Below are 25,313 nucleotides of genomic sequence, written 5' to 3'. Positions count from 1 at the left end.
CCTCGCATCCTGCGGGGATCTGATGTAAGAGATAGTTTAGTATTAAACTATCCAAGTTTTGCGCCACTGAGTCACCGGCTTATCAACAAGATCGGCGACGATTCACGGGGAGGACACCTTATATGGCAACCCGCAAAGCCCCAGCCACGCCGAATATTTCGGCAGATGAGCTGAAAACCTACTATCACGACATGCTGTTGATCCGCCGCTTTGAAGAAAAAGCCGGGCAGCTATATGGCATGGGTCTGATCGGGGGGTTCTGTCACCTCTATATCGGTCAGGAAGCCGTTGTTGTCGGCCTTGAGGCCGCAGCGGAGGAAGGCGACAAGCGCGTCACATCTTACCGCGATCACGGCCACATGCTGGCCTGCGGCATGAACCCCGATGGGGTCATGGCCGAGTTGACCGGACGCGAGGGCGGCTATTCCAAGGGGAAAGGCGGCTCTATGCACATGTTCTCCAAGGAAAAGAACTTCTACGGTGGGCATGGCATCGTGGGCGCGCAGGTGCCGATCGGTGCCGGCCTCGCCTTTGCTGACAAGTACCTTGGCAATGACCGCGTGACCTTCACCTATTTCGGCGATGGTGCCGCAAACCAGGGTCAGGTCTACGAGAGCTTCAACATGGCGGCGCTCTGGAAGCTTCCGGTGATTTTCGTCATCGAGAACAACCAGTACGCCATGGGCACCTCGCAGAAACGCTCTACCTCGTCGCCCGAGATCTTCAAGCGTGGTGAGCCTTATGGCATCCCCGGCGAGATGGTCGATGGTATGGATGTGCTGGCCGTGAAAGCCGCAGGCGAGAAGGCGATTGCCCACTGCCGCGCCGGTGACGGCCCCTACATTCTAGAAGTGAAGACCTATCGCTATCGCGGCCACTCGATGTCGGACCCGGCGAAGTACCGCACCCGCGAAGAAGTGCAGAAGATGCGCACCGAGAAAGACCCCATCGATCACGTGCGTGATCTGCTGGTGTCGGGCGGCCATGCCACCGAGGATGATCTGAAAGAGATCGACAAATCCATCAAGAGCATCGTCAACCAGTCGGCCGAGTTCGCCAAGGAAAGCCCGGAGCCCGGCGTGGATGAGCTCTGGACCGATATTTATGCCGATGTGGCGCCGCAAGACGAAGACGCCTGAGGGAGGACTAGCATATGCCCACTGAAATACTGATGCCCGCCCTCTCTCCCACCATGGAAGAAGGCACGCTGTCGAAATGGCTGGTCAAGGAAGGCGATACCGTCGCCTCCGGTGATATTCTGGCGGAGATCGAGACCGACAAGGCGACGATGGAGTTCGAAGCCGTTGACGAAGGTGTCGTCGGCAAGATCCTGATCGAGGCCGGCACCGAGGGCGTGAAAGTGAACACGCCGATCGCCGTGATGCTGGAAGAGGGTGAGAGCGCCGACGATATCGGCAAGACGTCCGAGGCGCCTGCCGCCAAGGACGAGGCGCCGAAGGCAGAGGCCGAAAAGGCCCCTGCCAAAGCCGCCGCCCCCGTCGAGGTGAAATCCAAGGCCAGCCCCGACTGGCCCGAGGGCACCGAGATGAAATCGCAGACCGTGCGCGAAGCGCTGCGAGATGCGATGTCGGAAGAGATGCGCAAGGACGAGAACGTCTACCTGATGGGCGAGGAAGTCGCCGAGTATCAGGGCGCGTACAAGGTGTCTCAGGGCATGCTGGACGAGTTCGGCCCCAAGCGCGTCGTCGACACGCCGATCACCGAGCACGGCTTTACCGGTATCGCGGTGGGTGCGGCCTTTGGTGGCCTGAAACCGATCGTCGAGTTCATGACCTTCAACTTCGCCATGCAGGCGATTGACCAGATCATCAACTCGGCCGCCAAGACGCTGTATATGTCCGGTGGTCAGATGGGGGCGCCGATGGTGTTCCGTGGCCCGAACGGGGCGGCTGCCCGCGTTGGTGCCCAGCACAGCCAGGATTATGCGGCATGGTATGCGCAGATCCCGGGTCTGAAGGTGGTGATGCCCTATTCGGCGGCCGACTATAAAGGCCTGATGAAGACGGCGATCAACGATCCGAACCCGGTGATCTTCCTCGAGAACGAGATCCTTTATGGTCGCTCGTTCGACGTGCCCGTGATCGACGATTTCATGATTCCCTTCGGCAAGGCCCGGATCTGGAAAGAGGGCAAGGATGTCACCATCGTGTCCTTCGGGATCGGCATGCAGTACGCTCTAGAAGCCGCTGAAAAGCTGGCGGAAGAGGGCATCGACGCCGAGGTGATCGATCTGCGCACGATCCGTCCGCTGGATTACGACACCGTGCTGGCCTCCGTCATGAAGACCAACCGTTGCGTCACCGTCGAGGAAGGTTTCCCCGTCGGCTCCATCGGCAACCACCTGTCGGCTGTGATCATGGAGCGCGCGTTCGATTACCTCGACGCGCCGGTGATCAACTGCACCGGCAAGGACGTGCCGATGCCATATGCGGCGAACCTTGAGAAGCTGGCGCTGGTGACCACGGAAGAGGTCATCGCGGCGGTGAAAAAAGTCACCTACCGCTGAGGGAGAGAGCGATATGCCTACGGAAATCCTGATGCCTGCGCTGTCTCCGACGATGGAGGAAGGCACGCTGGCGAAATGGCTGGTCAAGGAGGGGGACACTGTCTCCTCCGGAGATCTGCTGGCCGAGATCGAGACCGACAAGGCGACGATGGAGTTCGAGGCCGTTGACGAAGGTGTCATCGGCAAGATCCTCATCGAGGCCGGCACCGAAGGCGTGAAAGTGAACACGCCGATTGCCGTGCTGCTGGAAGAGGGCGAGACCGCCGACGATATCGGCAAGGCGTCGGCCCCCGCCGAAGCGAAGGCGAACCCCGAAGAGACCTCAAAGGCCGCTCCGGCCCCCAAGGAAGCTCAGAAGGGGCCGCAGGGCGAAGTGAGCCCTGCCCCGGCCTCGCCCAAGGGCGCGGATGGCGAGCGCATCTTTGCCTCGCCACTGGCGCGGCGGATTGCAGCGCAGAAGGGTCTGGACCTCGCCACGCTGAAGGGATCCGGCCCGCATGGGCGGATCGTCAAGGCGGATGTCGAGGCGGCTGAGGCGGCTCCGGCGAAATCGGCCGAGGCGGCGCCTGCTTCTGCGGCGGCGGCGAAACCTGCCGCGGCGACTGGCGGCATGCCGACGGGTCTGAGCACCGACGCGGTGCTGAAGATGTACGCCGATCGCGACTTCGAAGAGGTCAAGCTGGACGGGATGCGCAAGACCATCGCGGCCCGCCTGACCGAAGCCAAGCAGACCATCCCGCACTTCTATCTGCGTCGGGATATCAAGCTGGACGCGCTGATGAAGTTCCGTGCGCAGCTGAACAAGCAGCTTGAGGGCCGTGGCGTGAAGTTGTCGATCAACGACTTCATCATCAAGGCCTGCGCGCTGGCGCTGCAGTCGGTGCCGGATGCCAATGCCGTCTGGGCAGGCGACCGGGTGCTGAAGCTGAAGCCGTCGGATGTGGCTGTGGCTGTCGCCATCGAGGGCGGGCTGTTCACGCCGGTTCTGCGCGATGCCGACATGAAGTCCCTCTCGGCTCTGTCTGCCGAGATGAAGGATCTGGCAGGACGTGCGCGCGACAAGAAACTGGCGCCGCATGAGTACCAGGGCGGCTCATTCGCCGTGTCCAACCTCGGCATGTTCGGGATCGACAACTTCGACGCCGTGATCAACCCGCCGCAAGGCGCGATCCTGGCGGTCGGTTCGGGCGTCAAGAAGCCTGTCGTCAACGCGGACGGTGAGATCGAGGTCGCCACGGTGATGTCCGTGACGCTGTCGGTCGATCACCGCGTCATCGACGGCGCGCTTGGGGCCGAGCTGCTGAAAGCCATCGTCGAGAACCTTGAGAACCCGATGGTCATGCTGGCCTGATTTGGGCCGATAATAATGCTCTGAAAAGGCCGCCCCCGAGGGCGGCCTTTTTGCTGTGCGTCGGTATCTCCGGGGCAAGGGTCCCCCGGTGACGCAGGTCGGCAGCCTGACCCGCGCGAGCCCCTGGTCAGGAGATGCCGTTGAGCGGTTGATAGCGGGGGTAGATCGGCTCCATCTCGATCAGATCTCCGGCCTCCTCAGCGGGCGAGTTGAGAGCCAGCAGCGGATCCCCCCAGCCCGGCTTGGAGCGTTCGAGAAACCTGCGCAGCAGATGCGAGAAGATCCCGAGTTCGGCCTTGGTGCTTTTCAGCGCCACCAGCCGCGCCATGATCAGCTGGTATTGATCAGCGCTCAGATCGGATATCTCGACATTGGCCAAGTCGAGGCAGGGATGCAGCAGATCGAACAGGGCCCGCGCGGCCTCGATCTCCATCGTGCGATTGGACAGCGAAGTGTTGCGCAGATGCGGCGACAGGATGGTCTGCAGATCCCCGAGCGCCTGTTGAAAGCGCACCATCATACGTTCGACACTGCCACCGCGATTGGTGAAAAACGCCCGCATCTTGCCCAGCACCAGTTCAGGCAGCTCGATGCAGACAGACGAGGCCAGCAGACTGTCCGCGCCGTCATGCAGCGGCAGATAGGGGGTGAGCGCCTCAAGAAACTGAGGCGAGAGAGCGTTTGAGAGCCGGGGTTTTTCCCCCATTGGCACCACGGAGAGACGAAACGCCTCCTGTGCGAATTTGACGCCGTCGAGGCGCCATTCATCGGCCCCGCGTTCCCGAATCAGGGAAATTTCTATCGCTGGCATCGTGGACGCCCTACGAGTCACGCCTTCGATCATTATCTGCACACCTCACAATCCTGCTTGTCTCGGCTTTTGCCGTAAACAGAGTTTCTGACGAGAGCAGGTAAATTTTGATTTAAGGCATGACGGTTTTTTCCAACGGGGCAGATTTTTTATGGATACGCAGGCGCATGGTTGCAGAACGACAAACCGCCCCGAAAGCCGGGGCGGTTTGTTTTCGAAATCGTGGCAGTGGGTTAGGCTCGGATTGTCACAGTCCGAGCAGCTGGTTCATCGCCAGAGCAGGCTGATCGCAGCCGGCTTCACCGACGATTTTGGCCGGCACACCCGCGACGGTTTTGCAGGGCGGAACTTCGTGCAGAACCACAGAGCCTGCGGCGATACGGGAGCAGTGGCCGATCTGGATATTGCCCAGAACCTTGGCCCCGGCACCGATCAGAACGCCGTTGCCGATCTTGGGGTGACGGTCCTCTTCTTCCTTGCCGGTGCCGCCGAGCGTGACGGAATGCAGCATCGAGACATTGTCGCCCACGACCGCAGTTTCGCCGACCACGATCGAATGCGCGTGGTCGATCATGATGCCCTTGCCGATGCGGGCATTGGGGTGGATATCGACGCCAAAGACCTCGGACGAACGCATCTGGAAGAAATAGGCCAGATCGACGCGGCCCTGCTGCCAAAGCCAGTGCCCGACGCGATAGGCCTGCACTGCCTGGAAGCCCTTGAAGTAGAGCAGCGGCTGGATGAAGCGGTGGCAGGCGGCGTCGCGTTCATAGGTCGCGACGATATCGGCACGCGCCGAGGCGGCAATGCCGGTGTCGGCACCGAAAGCCTCATCACAGATCTCACGCAGAATCTGGCCGGACATTTCATCCGAGGCCAGCTTCAGCGAGATCCGGTAGGCGAGGGCGCGTTCGAGCGAGGGATGGTGCAGCACGGTGTTGTGAATGAGACCGCCGAGCAGCGGTTCGTCGGCAATGGCTGCCTTTGCTTCGCGGACGATACGGTCCCAGACCGGGTCGAGCTCGGCAAGTTTTGCGCGTGTGTTGGCCATGGCGATGTTCCCAAAGTTTGAGCCCAAGATTAGCAGAAAGGCGTCAGATGGGGAAACGCAAAACCGTGAACCGGTTGATCACCGATTGAAATAGCCTGACGGCCCTTGTTGCAAAGGGCCGTCAAGCAGGAGGTCGTATCTCAGGCGGTGAAGGAGAGCGTTGCGGAGGGCCCTGCCCCATAGCTGGCAGACACCTGCGCCACCTCAATCTCTGCTGCGCCACTCAGGCCATCCGCACTGCGATCGAGCGCGCTGTAGGTCCACTGCGGCTGATCGGTGAAGAGCTGGCGCACCAGAGCGCCCGCGCTTCGGATGCTGATCAGGAAGGACTGGCTCTCCTCTCCCAAAGGCACGTCGGGAGCGGACCAGCTGTCGCCGCCGGTGCGGGTGCGGCGGATCCAGGTGAAGTGCAGATCGCCGGGCACGCCGGAGGCAACGCGCAGATGACAGGGCGCATAGGGGCGCAGGCCGACGCCGTTGAAGGCCTGCACGAGGTGGCGATAGGACGGATCATCCGGGCTGCGATTGGCCGGACCGATCCGGTAGTGACGTTGCAAACCGCGCTGGTTCGGCGCGAGGGGGATCTGGTCGGGAATGCCATCCAACAGCACGATGTACGTGCCCACGGGCCAGACATCGGGCATCATGGTTTCGGTACCAAGCTGGCCACGCAAACGGTGGCTGAGCAGGTAGTGACCGGGGGCGGTGAGCGTTGCATCGCGGAACTGCAGCACCTCCCACGCCTCCGGGGTGCCGTCGCCGATGGCCAGCAGATTGCGCCCGGACAACAGACCCGCCGTGTCGGTCGAGGAAACGCTGCCCGAGGTCAGTTCGACGCCCAGCGGCGTGCCAAGGTCGATGCGCCCGACAGGGCCACGGGCCAGCGGCGTGGTGGTGACGCCGACCGTCGCACGGACCGGGATCACCTGATCCAGAGCATAGCCCGAGTCGCTGCCAGAGCTGTAGAGAGCAACACTGCCCGGCCAGGGATCGCTGGTCACCGCAAGATGCGGCGCATGAGGCACCTCATCGCCGCGCATCAGCGGCAGGTCGAGAAACAGCGGCAGGACAGGCAGCGGCGCGCGGAACGGAAGACTGCTGGGGGGATCGGCATCGATCTTGCCGGGCAGGTAAACCTGTGGTTTGACGCGCACCCCCTCGATCAGCGTGGCCGTGCCGACCTCGGCACGGTCAATGCGGTAGGGAGCAGATTGTCCCGCCTCGGTCAGAGAGATGACATCCCCTGCCCCGATATCACAGCGCGATGGCGGCAGGGCGAGACGCAGGGTATCGCGGGCCACACGGGATTCGGTCAACCAGCGCTCGACCACCTGCCGCCCCTCGCCGCGCCACATGGCAAGCGGCATCTCACTGCCCGCAACGGCGCGGCTCGTCTCATCCGGCAGGATGGCCTCTTCGGTGATGGCGGCAAAATCGGCCTCCGCCTCTATGAACTTCAGACGCATCCGGCCGGCAAGCTCGGCCTCGGCGGCGCGCTGATGTTCGATCCGTCCTTCGACATCGGCATGCAGAGCGACCTCTGACGCATCGACAGTTGCCGTGGCGCGCCCGGTGCGCATGCGAAACACGATCTGGCCCTCACGCTCAACAGCGTCGAAACCGTAGCGCAGCATGAGGGGCTGCAGGGTGCGACGCGCTTCTCCCCCATCATCGGCGAGGTAGCCGCTGACGCTGCCATAGAGGCCGGAGACGTCGTAGTGGGTCAGCCCGGCGTCTTCGCAGATTTCGGCGACGATCAGCGCCAGAGAGCGGTTGGACGCGCGTCCGTTGATCCAGTGACCGGCGTGATAATTGGCGCCGTCGCTCCACAGAGCGCGGTTGTTGGGGAAGAAGGGAAAGGGCCGCGCATCCCAGGCCCAGACAAAGCCGCGCGACATGTCGATCATAGGGCCGCCATAGACGGCAGAGGAAGGGTTGTGCGACGGGTCGCTCCAGTAGCCATACATGGCGCGCAAATACTGCATCTGGATCGTGTCATCGCGCTGCCCGTTGGAATGGAACGGCAGAGCGGATTCCGAAGACTTCGGATCGAGGAACTTGTTGGGCTGGTTGGTGCCCTTGTCGATGGCGGCGCACCCAAGCTCGGTGAACCAGATCGGTTTCGACTGCGGCACCCAGGATGTGGCGCTGGCCTGACGCACCCCGGCAATGCGATCGTGGTGAGCATTCTGCCACCAGTTCGCCACATCCTTGATGCGATAGACCCAAGGCTCGCCGTAGGCCCCATCAGTGATCGGGGTGCGCAGCTGCGCGGCCCGGTCGGCATCCGAGGCATAATACCAGTCAAACAGCTCGCCCCCCTCGATATTGCCCATCAGAAAGCTGGGGTCATAAATCGAGGTGTGGCTGGCCGCATCGAGATGATCATCGCCATCGCGCCAGTCGGACAGGGGCATGTAGTTGTCGATCCCGACGAAATCGATGTTAGCATCGGCCCAGAGCGGATCGAGATGGAAGAACCGGTCGCCCGACGCATCCTCGGGTTGATAGCCGAAATACTCGGTCCAGTCGGCGGCATAGCCGATCTTGGTGCCGGCGCCGAGGATGCTGCGCACCTCAGCGGCCAGCGCGCGCAGGGCCACGACGGCGGGAAAGCTGTTGGCCGCGCCCCGCAGCTGGGTCAGGCCGCGCATTTCGGACCCGATGCAAAAGGAGTCGACGCCGCCAGCCGCCGCACAAAGCGCAGCGCAGTGCAGGATGAAACGGCGATAGCGCCACTCTGCCGGGCCGGTGTAGACCACCTGTCCCGGCGTGATCGCGAAGTCGCTGGCGTCAGCGGTTCCGAAAAAGGCGCTGACCTCGACCGCCTGCGCAGCGGTCCCATCAGGCGTGCCCGGCTGGTTCGGTGCCACAGACCCGGTGATCCGCCCGCGCCAGGGCAAGGCAGGTTGTCCGGCGCTGCCGCTATAGGGATTGGGCAGGACATTGCCGCTGCCTTGATCCATCAGCATGAAGGGATAGAACATCACGGCCTTGCCTTGGGCGTTCAGCGCCTCGATCGCCTCGATCACCGAGGCATCGGTCGGCGTCCCGCCATAGATCGGGCGGCCCTCGTTGTCCTGCGCGACGACCTGCGCGCTGCTGCGATCCACCCCGGCGACCTGCCAGGGCATCTCGGTCCCGTCGTGTTCGTTCTGTTCGACCTTGGGCCGGATCGTGCAGCTGCCACAGCGCAGGTCATCGCCGAACCAGCTGACGATCAGCGACGCCGCCTCGCAGTTGGGCAGGCTGGTATTCAGCTGATCCAGCGACGTGGCAAGGTCGGATTTGCCGGAGGGAGAATTCACATTCGCCAGCGCCCCGCGCCCCGCACCGTAGTCATAGCTGACGGCAGAGGTTGCGAGGGCATATTCGCCGCTGCCTGGCATCAGAGCCACGCCCCGGATCGCGAATGCTGGCTCGGTGTTCGCCCCAGCAAGGGATACCGGCGCGGGGCGCAGTACCTCGAAGGTGAATTGCGGAATACGGTTCCCGAAGGGCGCGAGGTCGAGATCCTCCATCACGACATAAGCACTGCCGCGATAGGCGGGCACTTTGCCTGCGCCCTCGATCGCCTCCATCTTGGGATCGGGCAACTGGGTCGTGCTGCCGCCATAGACGCGGATGTTGAGCATCTCGGGCGAGACTTCGGCCCCGTCCGCCCAGATGCGACCAACCCCGGAGATCTGCCCTTCGCACAGGCCGATGCCCAGATTGACGCTGTAGCTGAAGTTGGCGACCTTGGGCGGGCGCGGCGCGCCCTTGCCACCGCCTGAGGTCGTGGACACCTCAGAGAACTGCGAGGCCCAGATCACCTGGCCCGCGATGCGCATCCGGCCATAGACACGTGGCAGGGCATCACCCTCGCCCGCGCCGGTCAGGCGAAAGCGCGCGACACGTCCCGTCTCTACGGCGTCCGAGCCTGCGCCGATGATGCGCTGGTCAATCACACGGCCAAGCAGAGCGCCGGCGAAACGCCCGGTTACAGCAGCGGAGAGCCCCAGCACGGAGCCGCCGACAGTGCCGCCAATGGCCGCACCTGCGGCAGAAAGTAGAATGGTAGCCATCACAGGCCCTCCTTGGGAAAGGCGAAACGCGCCACGATCCGGCGGGCCCAGGGCGCGCTGAGCGGGCTTTCCAGAACCGCGTGGCCGGAATAGGCGTGGATAAAGCTGGGGCTGGCGCCAACCTCGGCCATGATGCCAAGATGCTTGGCCACGGCCCCGGCGCGCATGCGAAACAACAGCACATCACCGGGGGCAGCATCGCTCAGCGGCTTTGGCACCAGATGGCGCTCTGCCGCCTGCCAAAGGCTTTCCTGGCGCTGAGGTTCGGACCAGTCGGCAGTATAGGGCGGCACCAACTCAGGCTCTCTACCGCGCACCTCACGCCAGACACCGCGCAGCAGGCCGAGGCAATCGGTGCCTGCCCCCCGTCGTGAGGCCTGATGCACGTAAGGCGTCCCGATCCAGCCACGCGCGGCCGCAACATAGGGGTTTGTGAGCGTCACCTGCGGCTGCCTCCATTCAGGGCGGCGCTGTTGCCGGGATTGACCATTTGCCAGTCATCCCCCGGAATATCGGGGAAGCCTTGGTAGTTCTGCCCATTTGCAAACTTCGTGCGGCAGGTTGCAAAGCGTTTGTCACACCCCGCGTCCAGCCGCAGCGCCGCGCCTGACATCGGCGCCATGCGCAAAGGCATCCACAGTTCGATGACGCGCGCGCCTGCAGCGACCGAGTCGCTCTTGATCGCAGCGGAAAGGCCCTGCGCCGCCCCGTCCAGGACGGTCAACGTACCACGCGCAAACCAGCCCTCGGCAAATCCGCTTAGAGGGGGAAGTGTGAACCGCTGCGCATGCTCCACTCCGATCAAAGTGACATCTGTGCGATAGGCGCTCAACGTCCGGTCCACACCGCAACGTGCATCCCCGAGGACAGCGGAGCATGGCTTTTGGTAGACCCGGCCCATCGGCTGGTTCAGCAGTTCAGACAATCCGCGCAATTCAGCGCGAAATGCCCCGCCTGAGCGCGTCAGCTCGCCAATAGTGCCACGAAAGATGATCTGGCGCTGCAACGGGTCGGCCCAGTTGACCAGCCAGGCAAGAACCTGAGCCCCGTCATAGCGGCCAGCCTCGATTTCGGCCGCGCTGATGGCGGCGTCAGACAACGCCCCCAGCGCTTCGGCGTTGTCGACGGACAGGCCAGTGCTCTGCTGCAAGGCAGAGGCCGACAAACCGCTGTCCGCCAGAAACGTGATGCCATCGAACGACAGGGCCTGGTCGTGATCGGTGAACCCCATCACGGTTGCGTCCCGCCGCGTGATCGCCCAGGCATGACAGACGGTGGTGGCCCCGGTGGCCATGTGATCGGAGAGTGCGCTGTTGAAGGCCATCAGACGCGCACCTCGACCACCGGGACATCGGGCACATCCCCCACCCCGAACGACGCCGCCGAGGTCTGAAAGCTGTCGGACCCGAACCGGACCGGCACGTCAAATTCGTAGCCCGCCGTGATCACTGCCGAAGCCGCAGGCGGGGTCACGAACGTCACAAGTCCCGTCGTCGCATCGATGCTGAACTCTGCACCTTCAGTACGCTGCACCCCCGCCACACCAATTTGCACAGTGCCACCCACAGGTTTGCAAATTGGGCGCTGATAGCTCTGATCGCCCGAAGCATAGGTTTTTATCAGCTGGAAAGTCTGGCACGCGCCATCCCCTGCACCGATGACCTGATCGTCGAAGGCAGGCGTGTCACTGGGCTTGCACGACTTGTGATCCGTCCAGTCCTTCCAGCGAAAGCCATGCAACTGGCCCTGCCGCGCCTCGAAAAAGGCGATCAATATCTCAATATCGTCGAGCGAGCGCATCGCGGCACCCGCATCATAGCGGCGGCGCGAATGCTGCCAGGGCGTATTGCGCTCCTCAAACCCGTTGGCGAGGGTGACGACGTCGGTGCGCCGCTCAGGCCCGCCGATGGCGCCAAAGGACAGGTTGGTGGGGAAACGAACCTCATGAAAGCTCATCTGAATCGCTCCTTATCGGTTGCGTTGGCCGCGGGTCAGGGCACGCCCCATCTGCGCGGCAATCTGGCTTTGCGAACGGCGGAACCCCTCGACATCCGGGGTGGAGATATTGATCACCACAGTGACCGGAGCGGCCGCCCCATTGCTGCGCACGCCGAGCCGTCCATCAGCGCCGCGGGCCAGCGGCATGATCGCCTCCGGGCCCGCCTCGCCCATCAGGCCAGCGCCGCCGCGCATCGGGAAATAGGTCGCACCCGACACCACCCCGCCAGTGGCAAAGGGCTGCACCCGACCCTGACTGAAGCTGGCGCCATCGGCGAAGGGCAAGGCGCCCTTCATCAGCGCGCCGATCCCCTGCGCCATCAGGCCTCCGAAATGATCGGTGACCGGGCGCACCGCCGCAGAATAGGCCGAATTGACCATCGAGTTGCGCATGGTCTGCAAGGCATCCGACAGCTTGCCGCCGTCCAGCACCACACCGTCGAGCGCCCTGCGCAAACCCCGGCTCAGACCGCGTTCGAGGATCTGGACGTCCTTGCCAGTCTCCGACAGCGAAGACCGCATCCGGCGCAATTCACCATCGAACCCGGCGGCCATGCCGGCAGCGCCTCCGAGGCTGGCGTCCAGTGCCTCGGCCTGCGCCTGCAGATCCTCAATGCCGTTCAGCTCATCCATACCACGCTCCTCACGTCCGAGGCGAAACACCGTCATCCGGATACGTCGCCAGCAATTCATCCAGCCGGGCGCGGCCCAGCCTGGTCTCGGCACCGGGCGCATTGCCCAGCAACAGCCGCAACTCTGCCGGGGTCAGCCGCCAGAAATCGTCGGGGCGCAGCCCCAGTCCGCGCAGCCCCGCCTGCATCAGAGCAGGCCAGTCAAAGCCGCTCATGCCCGCTCAAGCGGTAGCGAAAAGGCGCGCGCCAGAAGCTCAGCCGCCTTGCGCGCTGCCCCCAGTGGTCCGCCTTCGATCTCGACCGCCAGCAGATCCGACGCCCGCCCCTGCCAGCCCCCCCCGCGCAAACCGGCGACGATCAGCGCCAGCACGTCGCGGCTGGAATAGCCCCCGGTCTCAAACCGTTCGACCAGCTCGACCAGCGAGCCTGTTTCAAGCCCCGCTTCCAGCTCGGCCAAGGCACCCAGCGTCAGCTTCATGACGTGGCGCTGACCATCCAGAACCAGCGCCACCTCACCTGCCCAGGGGTTGGCCATCACAGCGCCGAAAAGCTCAGCGCCCCGGCCGAGGCCAGCGACATCTCATAGGTCGCCTCACCATCGTGGCTGCCGGCATATTCGATCGAGGTCAGCTGGAACGCGCCCTCCACCACGCCGAAATCGGGGATGATCACCTGAAAATCCGGCGTCTCGCGGTCAAAGAAGATCTGGCGTGCGCGCGCATCGCTGGCCTCGTCCCTGAACACCCCCGAGCCGCTGATCGAGGCCGAGCGGACGCCCGCGCCCCCCAGCAGTTCGCGCCAGCCGCCGGTGCTGTCCAGGCTGGTCACATCCACGGTTTCGGCGTTGAAGCTCAGCCGTGTGGCCCGCAGGCCCGCCAGTGTCTCGAACAGACCGGCACCGGTCATGTCCACCTTGATCAGAAGGTCCTTGCCGTTCTGGGCCACCATGTTCTCTACTCCTATGGAAAGGTTCAGTTGTCCTGCACGCGGGCGCGGAATTTCAGATCGATCCGGCGCAGCGCACCGGCTTCGTCGCGGCGCGCCTGCGCCTTGAGAAAGTTCAGACTGACGAGGAAACCGCGTGTCAGGGCCGGCAAGGGCTGCGCCAGCGCGTCGCTGATCGCGGCGGCAATGGTCTTGGCCACCTGAAAGCCGGACTCCTCGGTGATCACCGAGACCGTCAGATCGTGCAGCGCCCCCGCTCCGGTCTTGTCGGACCGGTCGCTGACCTGCTCTTCGCCCAGACTGACGTAGGTGGCGGGCGGCGTGCCGGCGGGCGGTGCGTCAAAGATATTGGCCCCGACCAGCGCCACCAGCGCCGCATCTGCACTCAGGTGCTGAAAGATCGCCGCCTGCAGGGCCGCGGACACCGCATAGGTCATGAGGTCACCTCTTCGCGCGCAGTACAGACCAGAAAACGACCCTCGGCATCGCGTTCGCTCACCGCTTCGATGTCGTAGATACGCCCGCCATCACGAAACCTCTGGCCCGGCAGCGGGCGACTGGGCCGCCCGATTGCCACCCCCCGCACCGAGATCTTCAGCGTCTGGCGATGCACCGTCAGACCACCCTGACGCAGCACCGTGCTCGACCCCGGCAAGACCTCGGCCCAGAGGGTGCCAAGCTCGGACCAGATCGTAGCATACCCGCCTGCGCCGTCAGCGCTGCGCATCGACTGCTCCAGCACCAGCTGACGGTTCAGCCGCGGGATCATGCCGTGCCTCGCATCGAAATGCGGATCGTGCGGTAGCGCTCGATCAGGGCGGTGACCCCAAAGGGCGTGCAGCCGCGCGACAACGACAGATCACTGCGGTATTCGTAGTAATGCGCTGCCATCAGCAGCACGGCCTGCGCCAGATCTGGGGGCACATCGCTCCATTGCGATGCGCTGCCCGCGTACATGCGCACAACCGCCTTGCCGCCCTCGGGGATTGTCGGCAGAGACCCCGACAGGCTGCGCAACACCGGCGACATGCTGTCGGTGACGATCTGAAACTGGCCCACGTCGAAACTGGTCTCGTCGCCGTTGGCTTTGACGATCTTGAACTCGGTGATCGTGCGGACAGGGGACAGCGGAAACTGCTGGCTGTCCGGGCTTTCCCACGCGCCAACGGACCATTCGAAATCCCGCGCGTAGAGCGCCTGCCCGGTCCGCCCCTCGATCGCCGAGATTGCGGCCCGCAGGTATCCCTCCAGAACCTGATCCTGAACGGCATCTTCCGAAAACCCGCTGCCAAGGTGCAGGTGCGCCTTGAAATGTTCGATCGGCAGACTGCTCTGGGGCGTTTGGTATTCTTCGATCAATATCATCTTGTTTCTCCGACGATCCGGGCCGGTGTTCCCCGACCCCATGACGCTCCGGGTCATCCCCCCCGGCGCGTGTCTCCCATCGTTGCTCTGACGGAGGGAGCAGCTGGACAACGCATTCAGAAGACACGCACCCGGTAGAGCCGGAAACCCGGCCCTACCGACCCGCCGCGCTTAGACTGCGGCGAATTTCAACAGCTTGATGGCGCCGAAATCGCTGACGTCACCACCGACACGCTTGGTGGCGTAGAACAGCACATGCGGCTTGGCGCTGAAGGGGTCGCGCAGCACACGCAGATCGGGGCGCTCGGCCACGGTATAGCCCGCGTGGAAATCCCCGAAGGCAATCGCATAGGCATCCGAGGCGATGTCGGGCATGTCCTCGGCCACCAGCACCGGATAGCCCATCAGACGCGCCGGCTCGCCTGCGCTCAGACTGTCGGACCACAGGAAGCGGCCATCGGCATCCTTGAGCTTGCGCACCGCGCCCGCCGTCTTGGAGTTCATCACGAAGGTGCCATTGGCGCGGTAGCGCGCCCCCAGTGCATAGACCAGATCGACGATCGCATCGGCCGGATCGTTCAGATCGAAATCGCCATTCGCGCCGGTCGCGATATAGCCGAGGTTATCCCAGGACCAGCTGGCATCGGCGACCTTGGGATGGTTCAGGAAACCAGTGGGTTTGTCGACACCATCACCGCTGATGAACGCCGCCGCCTCCGCCCGCGAGAATTTGTCGGCGATGCGCTCGGCCAGCCAGCTCTCGATGTCGAAGGCGCTGTCATCCAGCAGACGTTGCGAGGCTTTCGGCAGCGCCGACAGCTCGAACAGCGGAATGGCGATGCGATCCACCGTCGGCGTCGAGGTTTCCGAGACCGAGCTTTCGTCGTTCCAGCCCGCCCCGATATCGGTCGTGTCCACCAGCACATCGTAGGACGTCGCGTTGACATTCACCACATTGGCGATCTGGCGGATCGAGGACGACGCCATCAGGACCGAGCGGATCGTCTCCGAGGTCATCGGATCGATCAGGTAGCCGCCGTCGCCATTGACGGCCGTGGACATCGCCTTGCCCTCCAGCTCAAGGCCACGCAGGCCATCGTCATCGCCAGAGCGCAGATAGGCGTTGAAGGCCTTCTGATGCGGGGCTTCGATTTCGGCGGACCGTGCCAACGCCGGGCGCGCTGCGGTCAGGGTTTTGCGATCAAGCATGGTCAGTCGGCTTTCCTGTTGTTGAAGCTTTGCGTGAATATCAGACTGGAAGTCCTTGAACTCCCTCATGAAATCCGTCACGGCGGATTTCACCTCGGCCACGGGAGACACAAGCTCTCCGTGCCGAGACGTGATCTCGGTCATACCCATCGTCTTCTCCTGTGATGGAAAGTGAGCGCGCGCCCTAGCGGTCGCCCAATTCGGCCCGTGCGACCCGAAAGGCCGCTGCCAGCTCGCGCAGGCCATCGTCGAACGGGGTGTCCCCCTTGCCGGCAACCCGTGCACTGGGCAGCATCGGGAAGGTCACCAGCGACACCTCCCAAAGCTCCAGTTCCGTCAGAAGCCTGCGGCCTCCGGTATCCTTGGTGGCGCGCTTGGTGCGATAGCCGATCGACAGCCCGTCAATCGCGCCAGCGCCGATCAGCGCCGCCGCCTCGCGCCCCTTGGCGACACTCTCCAACAGGCGGCCCTTGACCCAGAGGCCGGTGGCATCCTCACGGATCTCGTCCCAGACGCCGATCGGCTGGGACGGATCGTGCTGCCACAGCATCTTGACCCGCCGACCCTCGGCGGCCAGCGCGGCCAGGCTGGCCGCATAGGCCCCCTGCGCCACCACGTCGCCACCCTGATCACAGGCGCCAAAGCGCGAGGCGTAGCCCTCGATCGACAGACCGTCCTCCTGTACGCTCAAGCCCTCGTCGAACTGGCAGAACTTGCGCTCCAACCCGCTGGTCATTTCCTGCATCTTGTACTCCTCACGGCAAACGTTCGATGATCGACTGAAAGGCCTGCGCCAGGATCACCCCGACGACGCCGTAGACGGTCAGCCACAGACGCCGCTCCAGCCGTTCGATGATGATCTCCAGCCGGTCGATGCGCCCGTTCAACCCGTCGATCTGCAATTTTGAGACGCGCTCATGCGCTTCCAGCTTCAGCGAGGGCGCGCACTCAAAGCTCTCGTAGCTGATCCGCGCGACCTCGCGGGGGTTACCCATGATCGGGGTCCAGCGGCGGCAGACCCAGCATCAGCCGCTTTTCGGCCTCGCTCAGAAAGCTCGCCTCGCTGACGCGCCGCCACTGCGCATCGCGTTCGTCCGCCAGCGCCGGCACCTTGTCGAGGTCGGGGCCCAGCATCAGATCCTCGCCGGTAAAGCGCTCCAGCCACTCACCCACGCTGGCCGTGACACGCGTTGCCAGCGGCAGCACCGTCAGACGAAAGAAAGCCCGGTGCGCCTCCTGGTAATTGGCGTAGGTCGCGTCGCCCTGGATCCCCAGCAGCATCGGCGGCACCCCGAAGGCAAGGGCGATCTCACGCGCGGCGGCCTCCTTGGTCTTCTGGAACTCCATGTCGGAGGGGCTGAAGCCCATCGGTTTCCAGTCCAGCCCGCCCTCCAGCAGCATCGGCCGCCCGGCATTGCGCGCGCCCTGATGGTGCATCTCCATCTCGTTGACCAGCCGGTCATATTGCTCCGTGGTCATCGAGCCTTCGCCCTCGTACCCCTTGTAGACGATCGCGCCTGAGGGCCGCGCAGAATTGTCCAGCAGCGCCTTGGACCAGCGCGAGGCGCTGTTGTGCACGTCCAGCGCCTGCGCCGCCGCCTGCATCGGCGACAGACCATAGTGGTCGTCCTGCGGATGAAAGCTCTTCATGTGACAGATCGCGGGCCGGTCGCCGGTGACGTCAAAGCGGTGCTTGCTGCCGTTCACGTTGTAATCAAACGCCACCGGCCAGCCGTCATCACCCGGCACAAGGCTCATGCGGTCACTGCGCAGCACATGCAGCTCGACCGGCGCGCCCTCCTCTGCGGCGACCGCCTCGAGATAGGCGTTGCCAGTCAGCAGCAGGTGGCCATAGAGCGCCTCGAACATCTCGGCGCGGCCCTGCGCCTGGTTCGGCTTGCGGATCAGCGACAGCACCGGGTGCTCCTCATAGCGGCGCTGACGGTCCTGCAGGATCAGCGGCAGGGCGGCGGCGGCCTCAGCGATCATCTTGACCGCGCGGTAGCCCACCGGATTGCCGGTAAAGCCGGTCCGCGTCAGCGACACCGCATCGCGCGGCGACCAGGCGACCCGGCCCGAGCTTTGATAGGCCACCAGCTTGCCGGTTGCCGAAGCCTTCTGCTCCGGCGCGGCAACGGTGGTCTTGGCAGCCCCGTCGCGGCGGAAATAGTCGATGACCCCCATGCGCGTCTCCTTGCTTGCGTGTTCCGGCTCACCCGTCTGGCGATCCATGAGACATAATTTGTCTGCAATTCCTTAAGAACTGGCTGGGCCAACGTACGATGGGCGTTCTGCGCAATTTCAGTGGGTTAAGTCCTGAATATGCAAAAAGGGCCCCGGTTTCCCGGGGCCCTGTCAAACTTTGCAAAGTTGGCGCGTCTCAGATGCTGCGCACCGTCGGGTTCCATTTCGGCTGCGCCGCGATCATCAGCTCATGCAGCGCCCAGACCAGCGCGTCGAGGCGATCCGGGCTGCCGCGCCCCTCCCAGCCACGCATGGTCATCTGGCTCAGCTGATCTTCCAGCGCACCCAGACCGCGAACATGGAACACACGGCCCTGTTCATAGAGCGCCGCCACCGGCTCGGCCCGCGCCGACTTGCCCCGCGCGGCGCGCACCTTCTTGACCGGCGCCAGTGGGTCGACCTGCCGGATCACCGCCTCCACCAGATCACCGCCCTGATTGACCTCAGCGACGATCTTGTCAGCCCCGTGGCGCTCCATCGCCGCAATCGCCGCCTCGGCCCATTGCGCGGGACTGGCCGCCGACACGCTCGCATCCTCCAGCACGTAAGCCCGCCATGTCTGCGGCGGCCCCTTGGTCACCACACCGGCAACCACGATGCCGCACTCGTCCGAGCCAGCGTGCCCCGTCACCGGCGGGTCCACCGCCACCACGATGCGATCCAGCGCGGGCACCACATCCACCTGCGCCCCCACAATCATCGCCTCGGTCCAGAGCGCGCCTTCGGTATCGGCCAGCATCACGCCGTCCAGCTCCTGCCGGCCCAGCCATGTGCCCGCGTAGCGCGCCCGCACCTCTTCGAGGAAACCCTCCGCCAGATTGGCGCGATTGGCCTCGGTCGGCGCCTGCGTCACCACGGTCGAGGGGCTGGCCATCAGCTGCTTCAGCACCCCGACATTGCGCGGCGTGGTGGTCACACAAACCCGCGGATCCTCGCCCAGCCGCAGCGCGAACTGCAGCATGTCCCAGGTGCCTTGCGCCTTCTTCCACTTGGCCAGCTCATCCAGCCAGGCGCCGTCGAACTGCGGCCCGCGCAGCGCCTCGGGTTCACTGGCGGAAAACGCCTGCGCCTCGGCGCCGTTGGGCCAGATCAGCTTGCGCTCGCTGGCCTTCCAGACCGGGCGGCGGTCGGGGGGCGAACAGGCCATGATGCCGCTCTCGCCGAAGATCATCACGTCGCGCGCCTGATCGAAGGTTTCGGCCACCAGCGCGATGCGGCGGCACTTGCCCGCATCCCGCGGCCCCGCCCCCTCGACCTGAGAGCGCACCCATTCCGACCCGGCGCGGCTTTTGCCCGCGCCACGCCCGCCCAGGATCAGCCATGTCCGCCAGTCGCCCTCGGGCGGCAATTGATGCGGCAAGGCCCAGAACTCGAACAAAAAAGGGAGAGCACGAAGCTCTCCCTCATTCAGTTCATCCAGAAACGACCTTTGCGTATCCGCATCTGCGCAGGCGATCCAGTCGGCACCCGATCGAAGTCCTTGCGGCGGCGAGGTCGATATCCCCGCCTCCTGAGGTCGGTGCTCCATTGCGTTGTCTTCCTTCATCTAGCTTGGCCTCCATCTCCATAGCAAACCGGACCCAGAACCGGATTTCGCCGCACATCGCGGTCGCGTCGCTGACCGCCTCGACCTCTCCGGCGCGCACCCTGTCCTGCAGCGCCTTGAGGTCTTGTGTGATGTCCAGCACCTGTCTTTCGATCGTTTCGATCGTCGTACGCAAACGGGTGTCTTCTCTCTCGGACGTTACGTTTGTCATTTTTGCTCTGCCTCGTGCGTTTGTTGTCCCCGATCGAGCGGCACGAAAAAAACGGCCTCGGGATCTCTCCCGGGCCGCTTACCCATGTCTTCCAGCATGTCACAATCTATACGCTACAGCGCGCGCTCTGTCAAAAATGCGCGCGTTTGCGGCGGCTTACGAAATCTCAAGGATTTCATGCAGAGCCGCCGCAAGTCATTGATATCACACGCTACTGGTTGGCACCATTCTGTTCGATCTGGCGCCATTTGGCGACGTTGGCATTGTGCTGCTCCAGCGTCTCGGCAAAGGCATGACCACCCGAGCCGTCCGCCACGAAGTAGACGTAATCGCTGACCTCGGGGTTCACCGCCGCCTCGATGCTGGCACGGCCGGGGTTGGCGATCGGGGTCGGAGGCATGCCGTCGATCTGGTAGGTGTTGTAGGGCGTCGCCCGGTCCAGCTCGCTGCGGCGCAGCCCGCGATCCAGAATGCCTTCGCCCTTGGTGATGCCATAGATCACCGTCGGGTCGGTCTGCAGACGCATGCCGCGCCGCAGACGGTTTTCAAAGACGCTGGCGACCATGCCACGCTCGTCCGGCACGCCAGTTTCCTTCTCAATGATCGAAGCCATGATCAGCGCCTCTTCAGGCGTATCAAACGGCAGATCGTCGGCGCGGCTTTCCCAGGCGGCCTGCAGACGCAGGCTCTGCTGGGCGGCCATACGCTCCAGCACGCTTTCGCGGGAATCGCCCTTCAGCACTTCGTAGCTGTCAGGGGCAAGCGAGCCCTCGGCAGGCACCGTCGCCACATCACCGCTCAGCACATCGGCGGCCTTCAGCACCTGAACCACCTGCCAGCTGGTCACGCCTTCGGCCATCGCCACACGAAAGCGCGTGTCAGACTGCGCCTTGACGTCGGTATAGGCCTGGGGCGCATCGCCCTCGCCGGGGACGAACTTGGCGCGTTCGATAAAGCGGCTGGTCGCCGGATCCAGTTCCCGCACCAGCACATCAGAGGAGCGCACGCCGACGCGATAAACAATCTCGGTGCCGCAGGTGCTGGCGCCGCCGCGTGTCACCAGACCCACGATATCGGCCATGCTGGAGCGCGCGGGCACCAGAAAGGCCCCCGCCTTCAGGTCATCGGCCTTTTCCGTGTACTCGGCCCCGACCCGCATCAGCGCACCACTCTTGACGGCGCCCTGTTCCTGCAGATCAGCCGAGACACCGCGCATGGTTTCGCCCGGCGCGACCCGCACGCAGATCGCCTCGCTCAGCGGGCCTTCGGCACGGTATTCCCGCTTGCCGTAGATGATGGCGCCGCCCAGAAGCAGCGTCAGCACGATCAGCAGCGAGATCCCGTTAGACGCGATAGAGCGCCACATTCAGCGGACCTTCCCGAAGACCAGGCTGGCATTGGTGCCGCCAAAGCCGAAGGAGTTCGACAGCACGGTATCGATCTTGCGTTCAACCTTGGCATTCGGCGCCAGGTCGATCTTGGTCTCGACGGCCGGGTTGTCCAGGTTGATCGTCGGCGGTGCGACCTGATCGCGGATCGCCAGAATCGAGAAGATCGCCTCGATCGCGCCCGCCGCCCCCAGCAGGTGCCCGGTGGCCGATTTGGTCGAAGACATGGTGACCTTGCTCGCGTGATCGCCCATCAGACGCTCCACCGCGCCCAGTTCAATCGTGTCGGCCATGGTCGAGGTGCCATGCGCGTTGACGTAATCGATATCCGCAGGGGTCAGCCCGGCGCGCTTCAGCGCCATCTCCATGCTGCGGCGCGCGCCATCGCCATCCTCGGCAGGTGCCGTGATGTGATAGGCATCGCCCGACATGCCATAGCCGAGGTATTCACCATAGATCTTGGCGCCGCGCGCCACGGCGTGTTCGTATTCTTCCAGCACGACAATGCCCGCGCCCTCGCCCATCACGAAACCATCGCGGTCCGCGTCATAGGGCCGGCTGGCCTTGGTGGGATCATCGGCATATTTCGTCGACAGCGCCTTGCAGGCGTTGAAGCCCGCGATGCCGATCTTGCAGATCGCCGCCTCGGCGCCGCCTGCAACCATCACATCCGCATCTCCCCACTGGATCAGCCGCGCCGCATCGCCAATGGCGTGGGCGCCCGTCGAACAGGCGGTGACGACCGAATGGTTCGGGCCGCGAAATCCGTAGCGGATGCTGACCTGACCCGAGATCAGGTTGATCAGCGCGCCCGGCACGAAGAACGGGCTGACGCGGCGCGGGCCCTTCTCTTCCATCATCACGGCGGTATTGGCGATCGAATTCAGACCCCCGATGCCCGAACCGATCAGCACGCCGGTGCGCGCCTGCGCCTCGATGTCGGTGGGCTTCCAGCCACTGTCCTCGACGGCCTGCTGCGCGGCGGCAACACCGAACAGGATAAAGGTATCAACCTTGCGCTGTTCCTTCGGCTCCATCCAGTCATCGGCATTGAAGGTGCCGTTGCTGCCATCTCCGCGCGGCACTTCGCAGGCATAGGTTGTGGTCAGACCTTCGGGATCAAATTGACCAATCCGGTCCGCACCGGACTGACCCGCAAGCAAGCGGCTCCAACTTTCCTCAACCCCGCAGGCCAGAGGAGTGACAAGCCCAAGCCCGGTGACAACGACACGACGCATCTATACTGCCCTTCTCATTTTCTCACCGACGCTCATACCCCGGCGCAGCCTCCGGGGGCAAGCCTATGAGGCAGCAGGCGCATTTCTGCGCAAATCCCCCCTCAGAAAAGTCCACGCGCCCCGCGCAACTCTCCCCCAATCTGCACCTGTGGCGCAAAAAGAAAAGACCCCCGCCAGAATTGGCAGGGGTCTTTCAGGATCTTCTCACCCCGGCGATGCCGGGACAGCGCCTGAAATCAGGCGGCTTCGGTGATGAACTTGACCGCGTCGCCGAAGGTCTGGATGTTCTCAGCGGCGTCATCGGGGATCTCGATGCCGAATTCTTCTTCGAAGGCCATGACCAGCTCGACGGTGTCGAGGCTGTCTGCGCCCAGGTCGTCGATGAACGAAGCGTTCTCGGTGACCTTGTCTTCTTCCACGCCGAGATGTTCGACAACGATCTTCTTCACGCGTTCTGCGACATCGCTCATAGGTATTCCCCTCACGTCAGTTGGGCCCCTCGGGCCCGGTTCTTGTCTTGCCCCCAACCGGGGGCATCTACCAATGCCCTTGCGGGCGCTGACACCTCCGCCGCATGGCGTAGGCACGGGGACAGCCTTTGCAAGCGCCCCGCCAATCTGCGCCGCCTATAGCACATGCTCAGCAGTAGGCAAACGCTTTCACAACCTGGTGTGTTCCCTCGCCCCCTGCAAGTTGCTCCGGGCCGCGCCTTTTCGCGCGCGCCTGGCAAACGAGGCCGATTCCGCCATAAAAAAAGGCCGGATACAGCGATCCGGCCCCTCTCGATTGCATCGGATGCAGCGCAGTTTTCCCCGGCATTTCGCCACGATTCCCCGCGCCACGGCCCTCAGATCATCGCCATGCCGCCATTCACATGCAGGGTTGCGCCGGTGACATAGCCGGCCTCGACGCTCGCCAGATAGATCACCGCCGCCGCGATCTCCTCGGGCGTGCCCATGCGCGCCGCCGGGATCTGCACGTTGATCTTGGCCTTCTGCTCGTCGCTCAGCTTGTCGGTCATCGCGGTGGCGATAAAGCCCGGCGCGACACAGTTCACCGTGATGCCCCGGCTCGCCACTTCATAGGCGATGGACTTCGACAGCCCCACCATCCCGGCCTTGGAGGCCGCATAGTTCGCCTGCCCCGGATTGCCCGTCGTCCCGACGATGGAGGAGATATTGATGATCCGCCCCCAACGCGCCTTCATCATCGGCCGCATGACAGCCCGGCACAGCCGCATGGTCGAGGTCAGATTGACGTCGATGACGCTCTGCCAGTCCTCGTCGCTCATCCGCATGAACAGCTGGTCCTTGGTGATCCCGGCATTGTTCACCAGAATATCCAGAGACCCCATGGCCTCGATCGCCTGCTTGGGCAGCGCATCCACCGCCGCCGCGTCCCCGAGGTTGCACGGCAACACATGTGCCCGCTCGCCCAGCTCCGCCGCCAGCGCCTCCAGCGGCGCCACGCGTGTGCCGCTCAGCCCCACGGTCGCGCCCGCGCCGTGCAGCGCCTTGGCGATCTCACCACCGATTCCACCGCTCGCGCCGGTCACCAGCGCCGTCTTGCCTGTCAGATCAAACATACCGTTCTCCTCAGGGTGCACCTACACCCGGTTTCCCTGTTTCAAATATCCTGCGGGGGGCCCGGGGGGCGCAAAGCCCCCCTTTTACTTTAACCAATGGGGCGCAAAGCCCCGCACAATCCCCCGCTAGCGTCTCAGCCCTCGCTCGGGGCCACCGCCGCCTTCACTTCGTCCGGCGTGCCAACAGCCTTGCAGGCCACCGCCTTGTCGATCCGCCGGATCATCCCCGACAGAGCCTTCCCGGCACCAATTTCCCAAATCTCATCGACACCCTGCCCGGCCATCCACAGCACGCTCTCGCGCCAGCGGACCGAGCCCGTGACCTGCTCGACCAGCAGCGCGCGGATCTCGTCGGGATCGCTCACCGCTGCGGCGCGCACGTTGGCGACCAGCGGCACGGCAGGCGCATTCAGCGTGACCTCGGCCAGCGCTCCGGCCATCACCTCGGCGGCAGGCTGCATCAGCGCGCAATGGAACGGTGCGCTCACCGGCAGCAACAGCGCACGTTTCGCACCGCGTGCCTTGGCAATCTCGCAGGCTCGCTCGACGGCATCCTTGTCCCCCGAGACGACCACCTGACTGGGATCGTTGTCGTTGGCGGCCTGACAGACCTGCCCCTGAGCGGCCTCTGCCGCGACCTCGCGCACCGTCTCAAAGTCCAGACCCAGCAGCGCCGCCATGGCGCCGACACCAACCGGCACGGCCTCCTGCATGGCCCGGCCGCGAATGCGCAGCAGACGCGCCGCGTCCGACACGCTCAGCGCGCCAGCGGCGGCCAGTGCGGAATATTCGCCAAGGCTGTGCCCGGCGACAAAGCTTGCGTCGGTGATGCTGACACCCTCGGCCTCCAGCGCACGAAACGCGGCCAGCGAGGTCGCCATCAGGGCGGGCTGGGCGTTCTGCGTCAGGGTCAGCGCGTCCTGATCGCCCTCCCAGATCAGCGTGCTCAGCTTTTCACCGAGCGCCGCGTCGACCTCGTCGAAGACGGCGCGGGCCGCCGGATAGGCATCGGCCAAAGCTTTGCCCATGCCGATGGTCTGGGCTCCCTGACCGGGAAAAACAAATGCGCGGCTCATGGCTCACTCCCTTGCGTCATGTTGCGCCGGGGGATAGCGGCCAGAGCGCCATATGGCAATGCACTGCTG

At 64.2% G+C, this 25,313-nt stretch carries 27 protein-coding genes; 3 read left to right on the top strand and 24 right to left on the bottom strand.

Annotated elements, in window-relative coordinates; all coding sequences use genetic code 11:
• Positions 1-122 precede the first annotated feature (122 nt).
• Genes pdhA through F3W81_RS02555 form a run of 3 tightly spaced genes read left to right on the top strand, consistent with a single transcriptional unit; the run spans position 123 to position 3,878 of the window.
• Positions 123-1,139, top strand: a complete 1,017-nt coding sequence (gene pdhA / locus F3W81_RS02565) for a pyruvate dehydrogenase (acetyl-transferring) E1 component subunit alpha (RefSeq protein WP_193082116.1) — start codon at positions 123-125, stop codon at positions 1,137-1,139.
• A 14-nt stretch (positions 1,140-1,153) separates the two neighbouring features.
• Positions 1,154-2,527 carry a pyruvate dehydrogenase complex E1 component subunit beta gene (locus tag F3W81_RS02560; RefSeq protein WP_193082115.1) on the top strand — a complete coding sequence of 458 codons (1,374 nt, stop codon included), beginning with the start codon at positions 1,154-1,156 and terminating at the stop codon, positions 2,525-2,527.
• Positions 2,528-2,540: 13 nt separating this feature from the next.
• Entirely contained in the window at positions 2,541-3,878 is a 1,338-nt protein-coding gene (locus F3W81_RS02555) for a pyruvate dehydrogenase complex dihydrolipoamide acetyltransferase (protein WP_193082114.1), read from the top strand.
• 127 nt (positions 3,879-4,005) lie between these two features.
• On the opposite strand, the gene F3W81_RS02550 is transcribed toward F3W81_RS02555, so the two are convergent.
• The 24 genes from F3W81_RS02550 to fabD all read right to left on the bottom strand — a co-directional run bounded on the left by F3W81_RS02550 (position 4,006) and on the right by fabD (position 25,244).
• Complete coding sequence (locus tag F3W81_RS02550) at positions 4,006-4,689, bottom strand: hypothetical protein (RefSeq protein ID WP_193082113.1); 684 nt, start codon at positions 4,687-4,689, stop codon at positions 4,006-4,008.
• Between the two features lie 247 nt (positions 4,690-4,936).
• Complete coding sequence (gene cysE, locus F3W81_RS02545; protein ID WP_193082112.1) at positions 4,937-5,740, bottom strand: serine O-acetyltransferase; 804 nt, start codon at positions 5,738-5,740, stop codon at positions 4,937-4,939.
• Positions 5,741-5,880: 140 nt separating this feature from the next.
• The gene (locus F3W81_RS02540) at positions 5,881-9,807 is read right to left on the bottom strand and encodes a baseplate multidomain protein megatron (RefSeq protein WP_193082111.1); all 3,927 of its coding nucleotides are present in this window, start codon (positions 9,805-9,807) and stop codon (positions 5,881-5,883) included.
• Positions 9,807-10,250 carry an NlpC/P60 family protein gene (locus tag F3W81_RS02535; protein ID WP_193082110.1) on the bottom strand — a complete coding sequence of 148 codons (444 nt, stop codon included), beginning with the start codon at positions 10,248-10,250 and terminating at the stop codon, positions 9,807-9,809. The genes F3W81_RS02540 and F3W81_RS02535 overlap by 1 nt, the downstream gene beginning before the upstream one ends.
• Positions 10,247-11,131 (bottom strand): DUF2163 domain-containing protein, encoded by an 885-nt coding sequence (locus F3W81_RS02530; protein WP_193082109.1) that lies wholly within the window; start codon positions 11,129-11,131, stop codon positions 10,247-10,249. Before F3W81_RS02530 ends, F3W81_RS02535 begins: the two co-directional genes overlap by 4 nt.
• Positions 11,131-11,763 (bottom strand): DUF2460 domain-containing protein, encoded by a 633-nt coding sequence (locus F3W81_RS02525; RefSeq protein WP_193082108.1) that lies wholly within the window; start codon positions 11,761-11,763, stop codon positions 11,131-11,133. The genes F3W81_RS02530 and F3W81_RS02525 overlap by 1 nt, the downstream gene beginning before the upstream one ends.
• Positions 11,764-11,775: 12 nt before the next feature.
• A complete protein-coding gene (locus F3W81_RS02520) occupies positions 11,776-12,438 on the bottom strand; it encodes a phage tail tape measure protein (RefSeq protein ID WP_193082107.1) in 663 nt (220 codons plus the stop codon).
• A 10-nt stretch (positions 12,439-12,448) separates the two neighbouring features.
• The gene (locus F3W81_RS02515) at positions 12,449-12,652 is read right to left on the bottom strand and encodes a rcc01693 family protein (RefSeq protein WP_193082106.1); all 204 of its coding nucleotides are present in this window, start codon (positions 12,650-12,652) and stop codon (positions 12,449-12,451) included.
• Positions 12,649-12,972 carry a gene transfer agent family protein gene (locus F3W81_RS02510; RefSeq protein ID WP_193082105.1) on the bottom strand — a complete coding sequence of 108 codons (324 nt, stop codon included), beginning with the start codon at positions 12,970-12,972 and terminating at the stop codon, positions 12,649-12,651. Before F3W81_RS02510 ends, F3W81_RS02515 begins: the two co-directional genes overlap by 4 nt.
• Positions 12,972-13,385, bottom strand: a complete 414-nt coding sequence (locus F3W81_RS02505) for a phage major tail protein, TP901-1 family (RefSeq protein WP_193082104.1) — start codon at positions 13,383-13,385, stop codon at positions 12,972-12,974. Before F3W81_RS02505 ends, F3W81_RS02510 begins: the two co-directional genes overlap by 1 nt.
• A 23-nt stretch (positions 13,386-13,408) precedes the next feature.
• Positions 13,409-13,819: a DUF3168 domain-containing protein gene (locus F3W81_RS02500; protein ID WP_193082103.1), complete on the bottom strand. Its 411-nt coding sequence runs from the start codon at positions 13,817-13,819 to the stop codon at positions 13,409-13,411.
• Positions 13,816-14,151, bottom strand: a complete 336-nt coding sequence (locus F3W81_RS02495; RefSeq protein WP_193082102.1) for a phage head closure protein — start codon at positions 14,149-14,151, stop codon at positions 13,816-13,818. The genes F3W81_RS02500 and F3W81_RS02495 overlap by 4 nt, the downstream gene beginning before the upstream one ends.
• On the bottom strand, positions 14,148-14,747 hold the full coding sequence (locus F3W81_RS02490) for a head-tail connector protein (protein ID WP_193082101.1): 600 nt from the start codon (positions 14,745-14,747) through the stop codon (positions 14,148-14,150). The genes F3W81_RS02495 and F3W81_RS02490 overlap by 4 nt, the downstream gene beginning before the upstream one ends.
• Positions 14,748-14,918: 171 nt before the next feature.
• Positions 14,919-16,106 (bottom strand): phage major capsid protein, encoded by a 1,188-nt coding sequence (locus F3W81_RS02485; RefSeq protein WP_193082100.1) that lies wholly within the window; start codon positions 16,104-16,106, stop codon positions 14,919-14,921.
• Positions 16,107-16,140: 34 nt separating this feature from the next.
• A complete protein-coding gene (locus F3W81_RS02480) occupies positions 16,141-16,701 on the bottom strand; it encodes an HK97 family phage prohead protease (protein WP_193082099.1) in 561 nt (186 codons plus the stop codon).
• 10 nt (positions 16,702-16,711) lie between these two features.
• Positions 16,712-16,951: a GTA head formation protein, RCAP_rcc01685 family gene (locus F3W81_RS02475; protein ID WP_193082098.1), complete on the bottom strand. Its 240-nt coding sequence runs from the start codon at positions 16,949-16,951 to the stop codon at positions 16,712-16,714.
• A complete protein-coding gene (locus F3W81_RS02470; protein ID WP_193082097.1) occupies positions 16,944-18,140 on the bottom strand; it encodes a phage portal protein in 1,197 nt (398 codons plus the stop codon). The genes F3W81_RS02475 and F3W81_RS02470 overlap by 8 nt, the downstream gene beginning before the upstream one ends.
• Positions 18,141-18,336: 196 nt before the next feature.
• Entirely contained in the window at positions 18,337-19,728 is a 1,392-nt protein-coding gene (locus F3W81_RS02465; protein ID WP_193083576.1) for a DNA-packaging protein, read from the bottom strand.
• The gene (locus F3W81_RS02460) at positions 19,613-19,921 is read right to left on the bottom strand and encodes a hypothetical protein (RefSeq protein WP_226942005.1); all 309 of its coding nucleotides are present in this window, start codon (positions 19,919-19,921) and stop codon (positions 19,613-19,615) included. Before F3W81_RS02460 ends, F3W81_RS02465 begins: the two co-directional genes overlap by 116 nt.
• Positions 19,922-20,168: 247 nt before the next feature.
• Positions 20,169-21,323 carry an endolytic transglycosylase MltG gene (gene mltG / locus F3W81_RS02455; RefSeq protein WP_193082096.1) on the bottom strand — a complete coding sequence of 385 codons (1,155 nt, stop codon included), beginning with the start codon at positions 21,321-21,323 and terminating at the stop codon, positions 20,169-20,171.
• Complete coding sequence (gene fabF, locus F3W81_RS02450) at positions 21,324-22,583, bottom strand: beta-ketoacyl-ACP synthase II (protein ID WP_193082095.1); 1,260 nt, start codon at positions 22,581-22,583, stop codon at positions 21,324-21,326. It lies immediately after the preceding gene.
• Between the two features lie 236 nt (positions 22,584-22,819).
• Complete coding sequence (locus F3W81_RS02445) at positions 22,820-23,053, bottom strand: acyl carrier protein (RefSeq protein WP_193082094.1); 234 nt, start codon at positions 23,051-23,053, stop codon at positions 22,820-22,822.
• A gap of 377 nt (positions 23,054-23,430) precedes the next feature.
• On the bottom strand, positions 23,431-24,168 hold the full coding sequence (fabG, locus tag F3W81_RS02440; RefSeq protein WP_193082093.1) for a 3-oxoacyl-[acyl-carrier-protein] reductase: 738 nt from the start codon (positions 24,166-24,168) through the stop codon (positions 23,431-23,433).
• A gap of 134 nt (positions 24,169-24,302) precedes the next feature.
• On the bottom strand, positions 24,303-25,244 hold the full coding sequence (gene fabD, locus F3W81_RS02435; RefSeq protein ID WP_193082092.1) for an ACP S-malonyltransferase: 942 nt from the start codon (positions 25,242-25,244) through the stop codon (positions 24,303-24,305).
• Positions 25,245-25,313: the final 69 nt, after the last annotated feature.

Origin of the sequence: Pseudooceanicola spongiae, from assembly GCF_014899185.1 — a bacterium.
Taxonomy (GTDB): domain Bacteria; phylum Pseudomonadota; class Alphaproteobacteria; order Rhodobacterales; family Rhodobacteraceae; genus Pseudooceanicola; species Pseudooceanicola spongiae.
The sequence above is the reverse complement of the archived record's forward strand: the minus strand, read 5'-3'. Positions and strand labels throughout refer to the sequence as shown.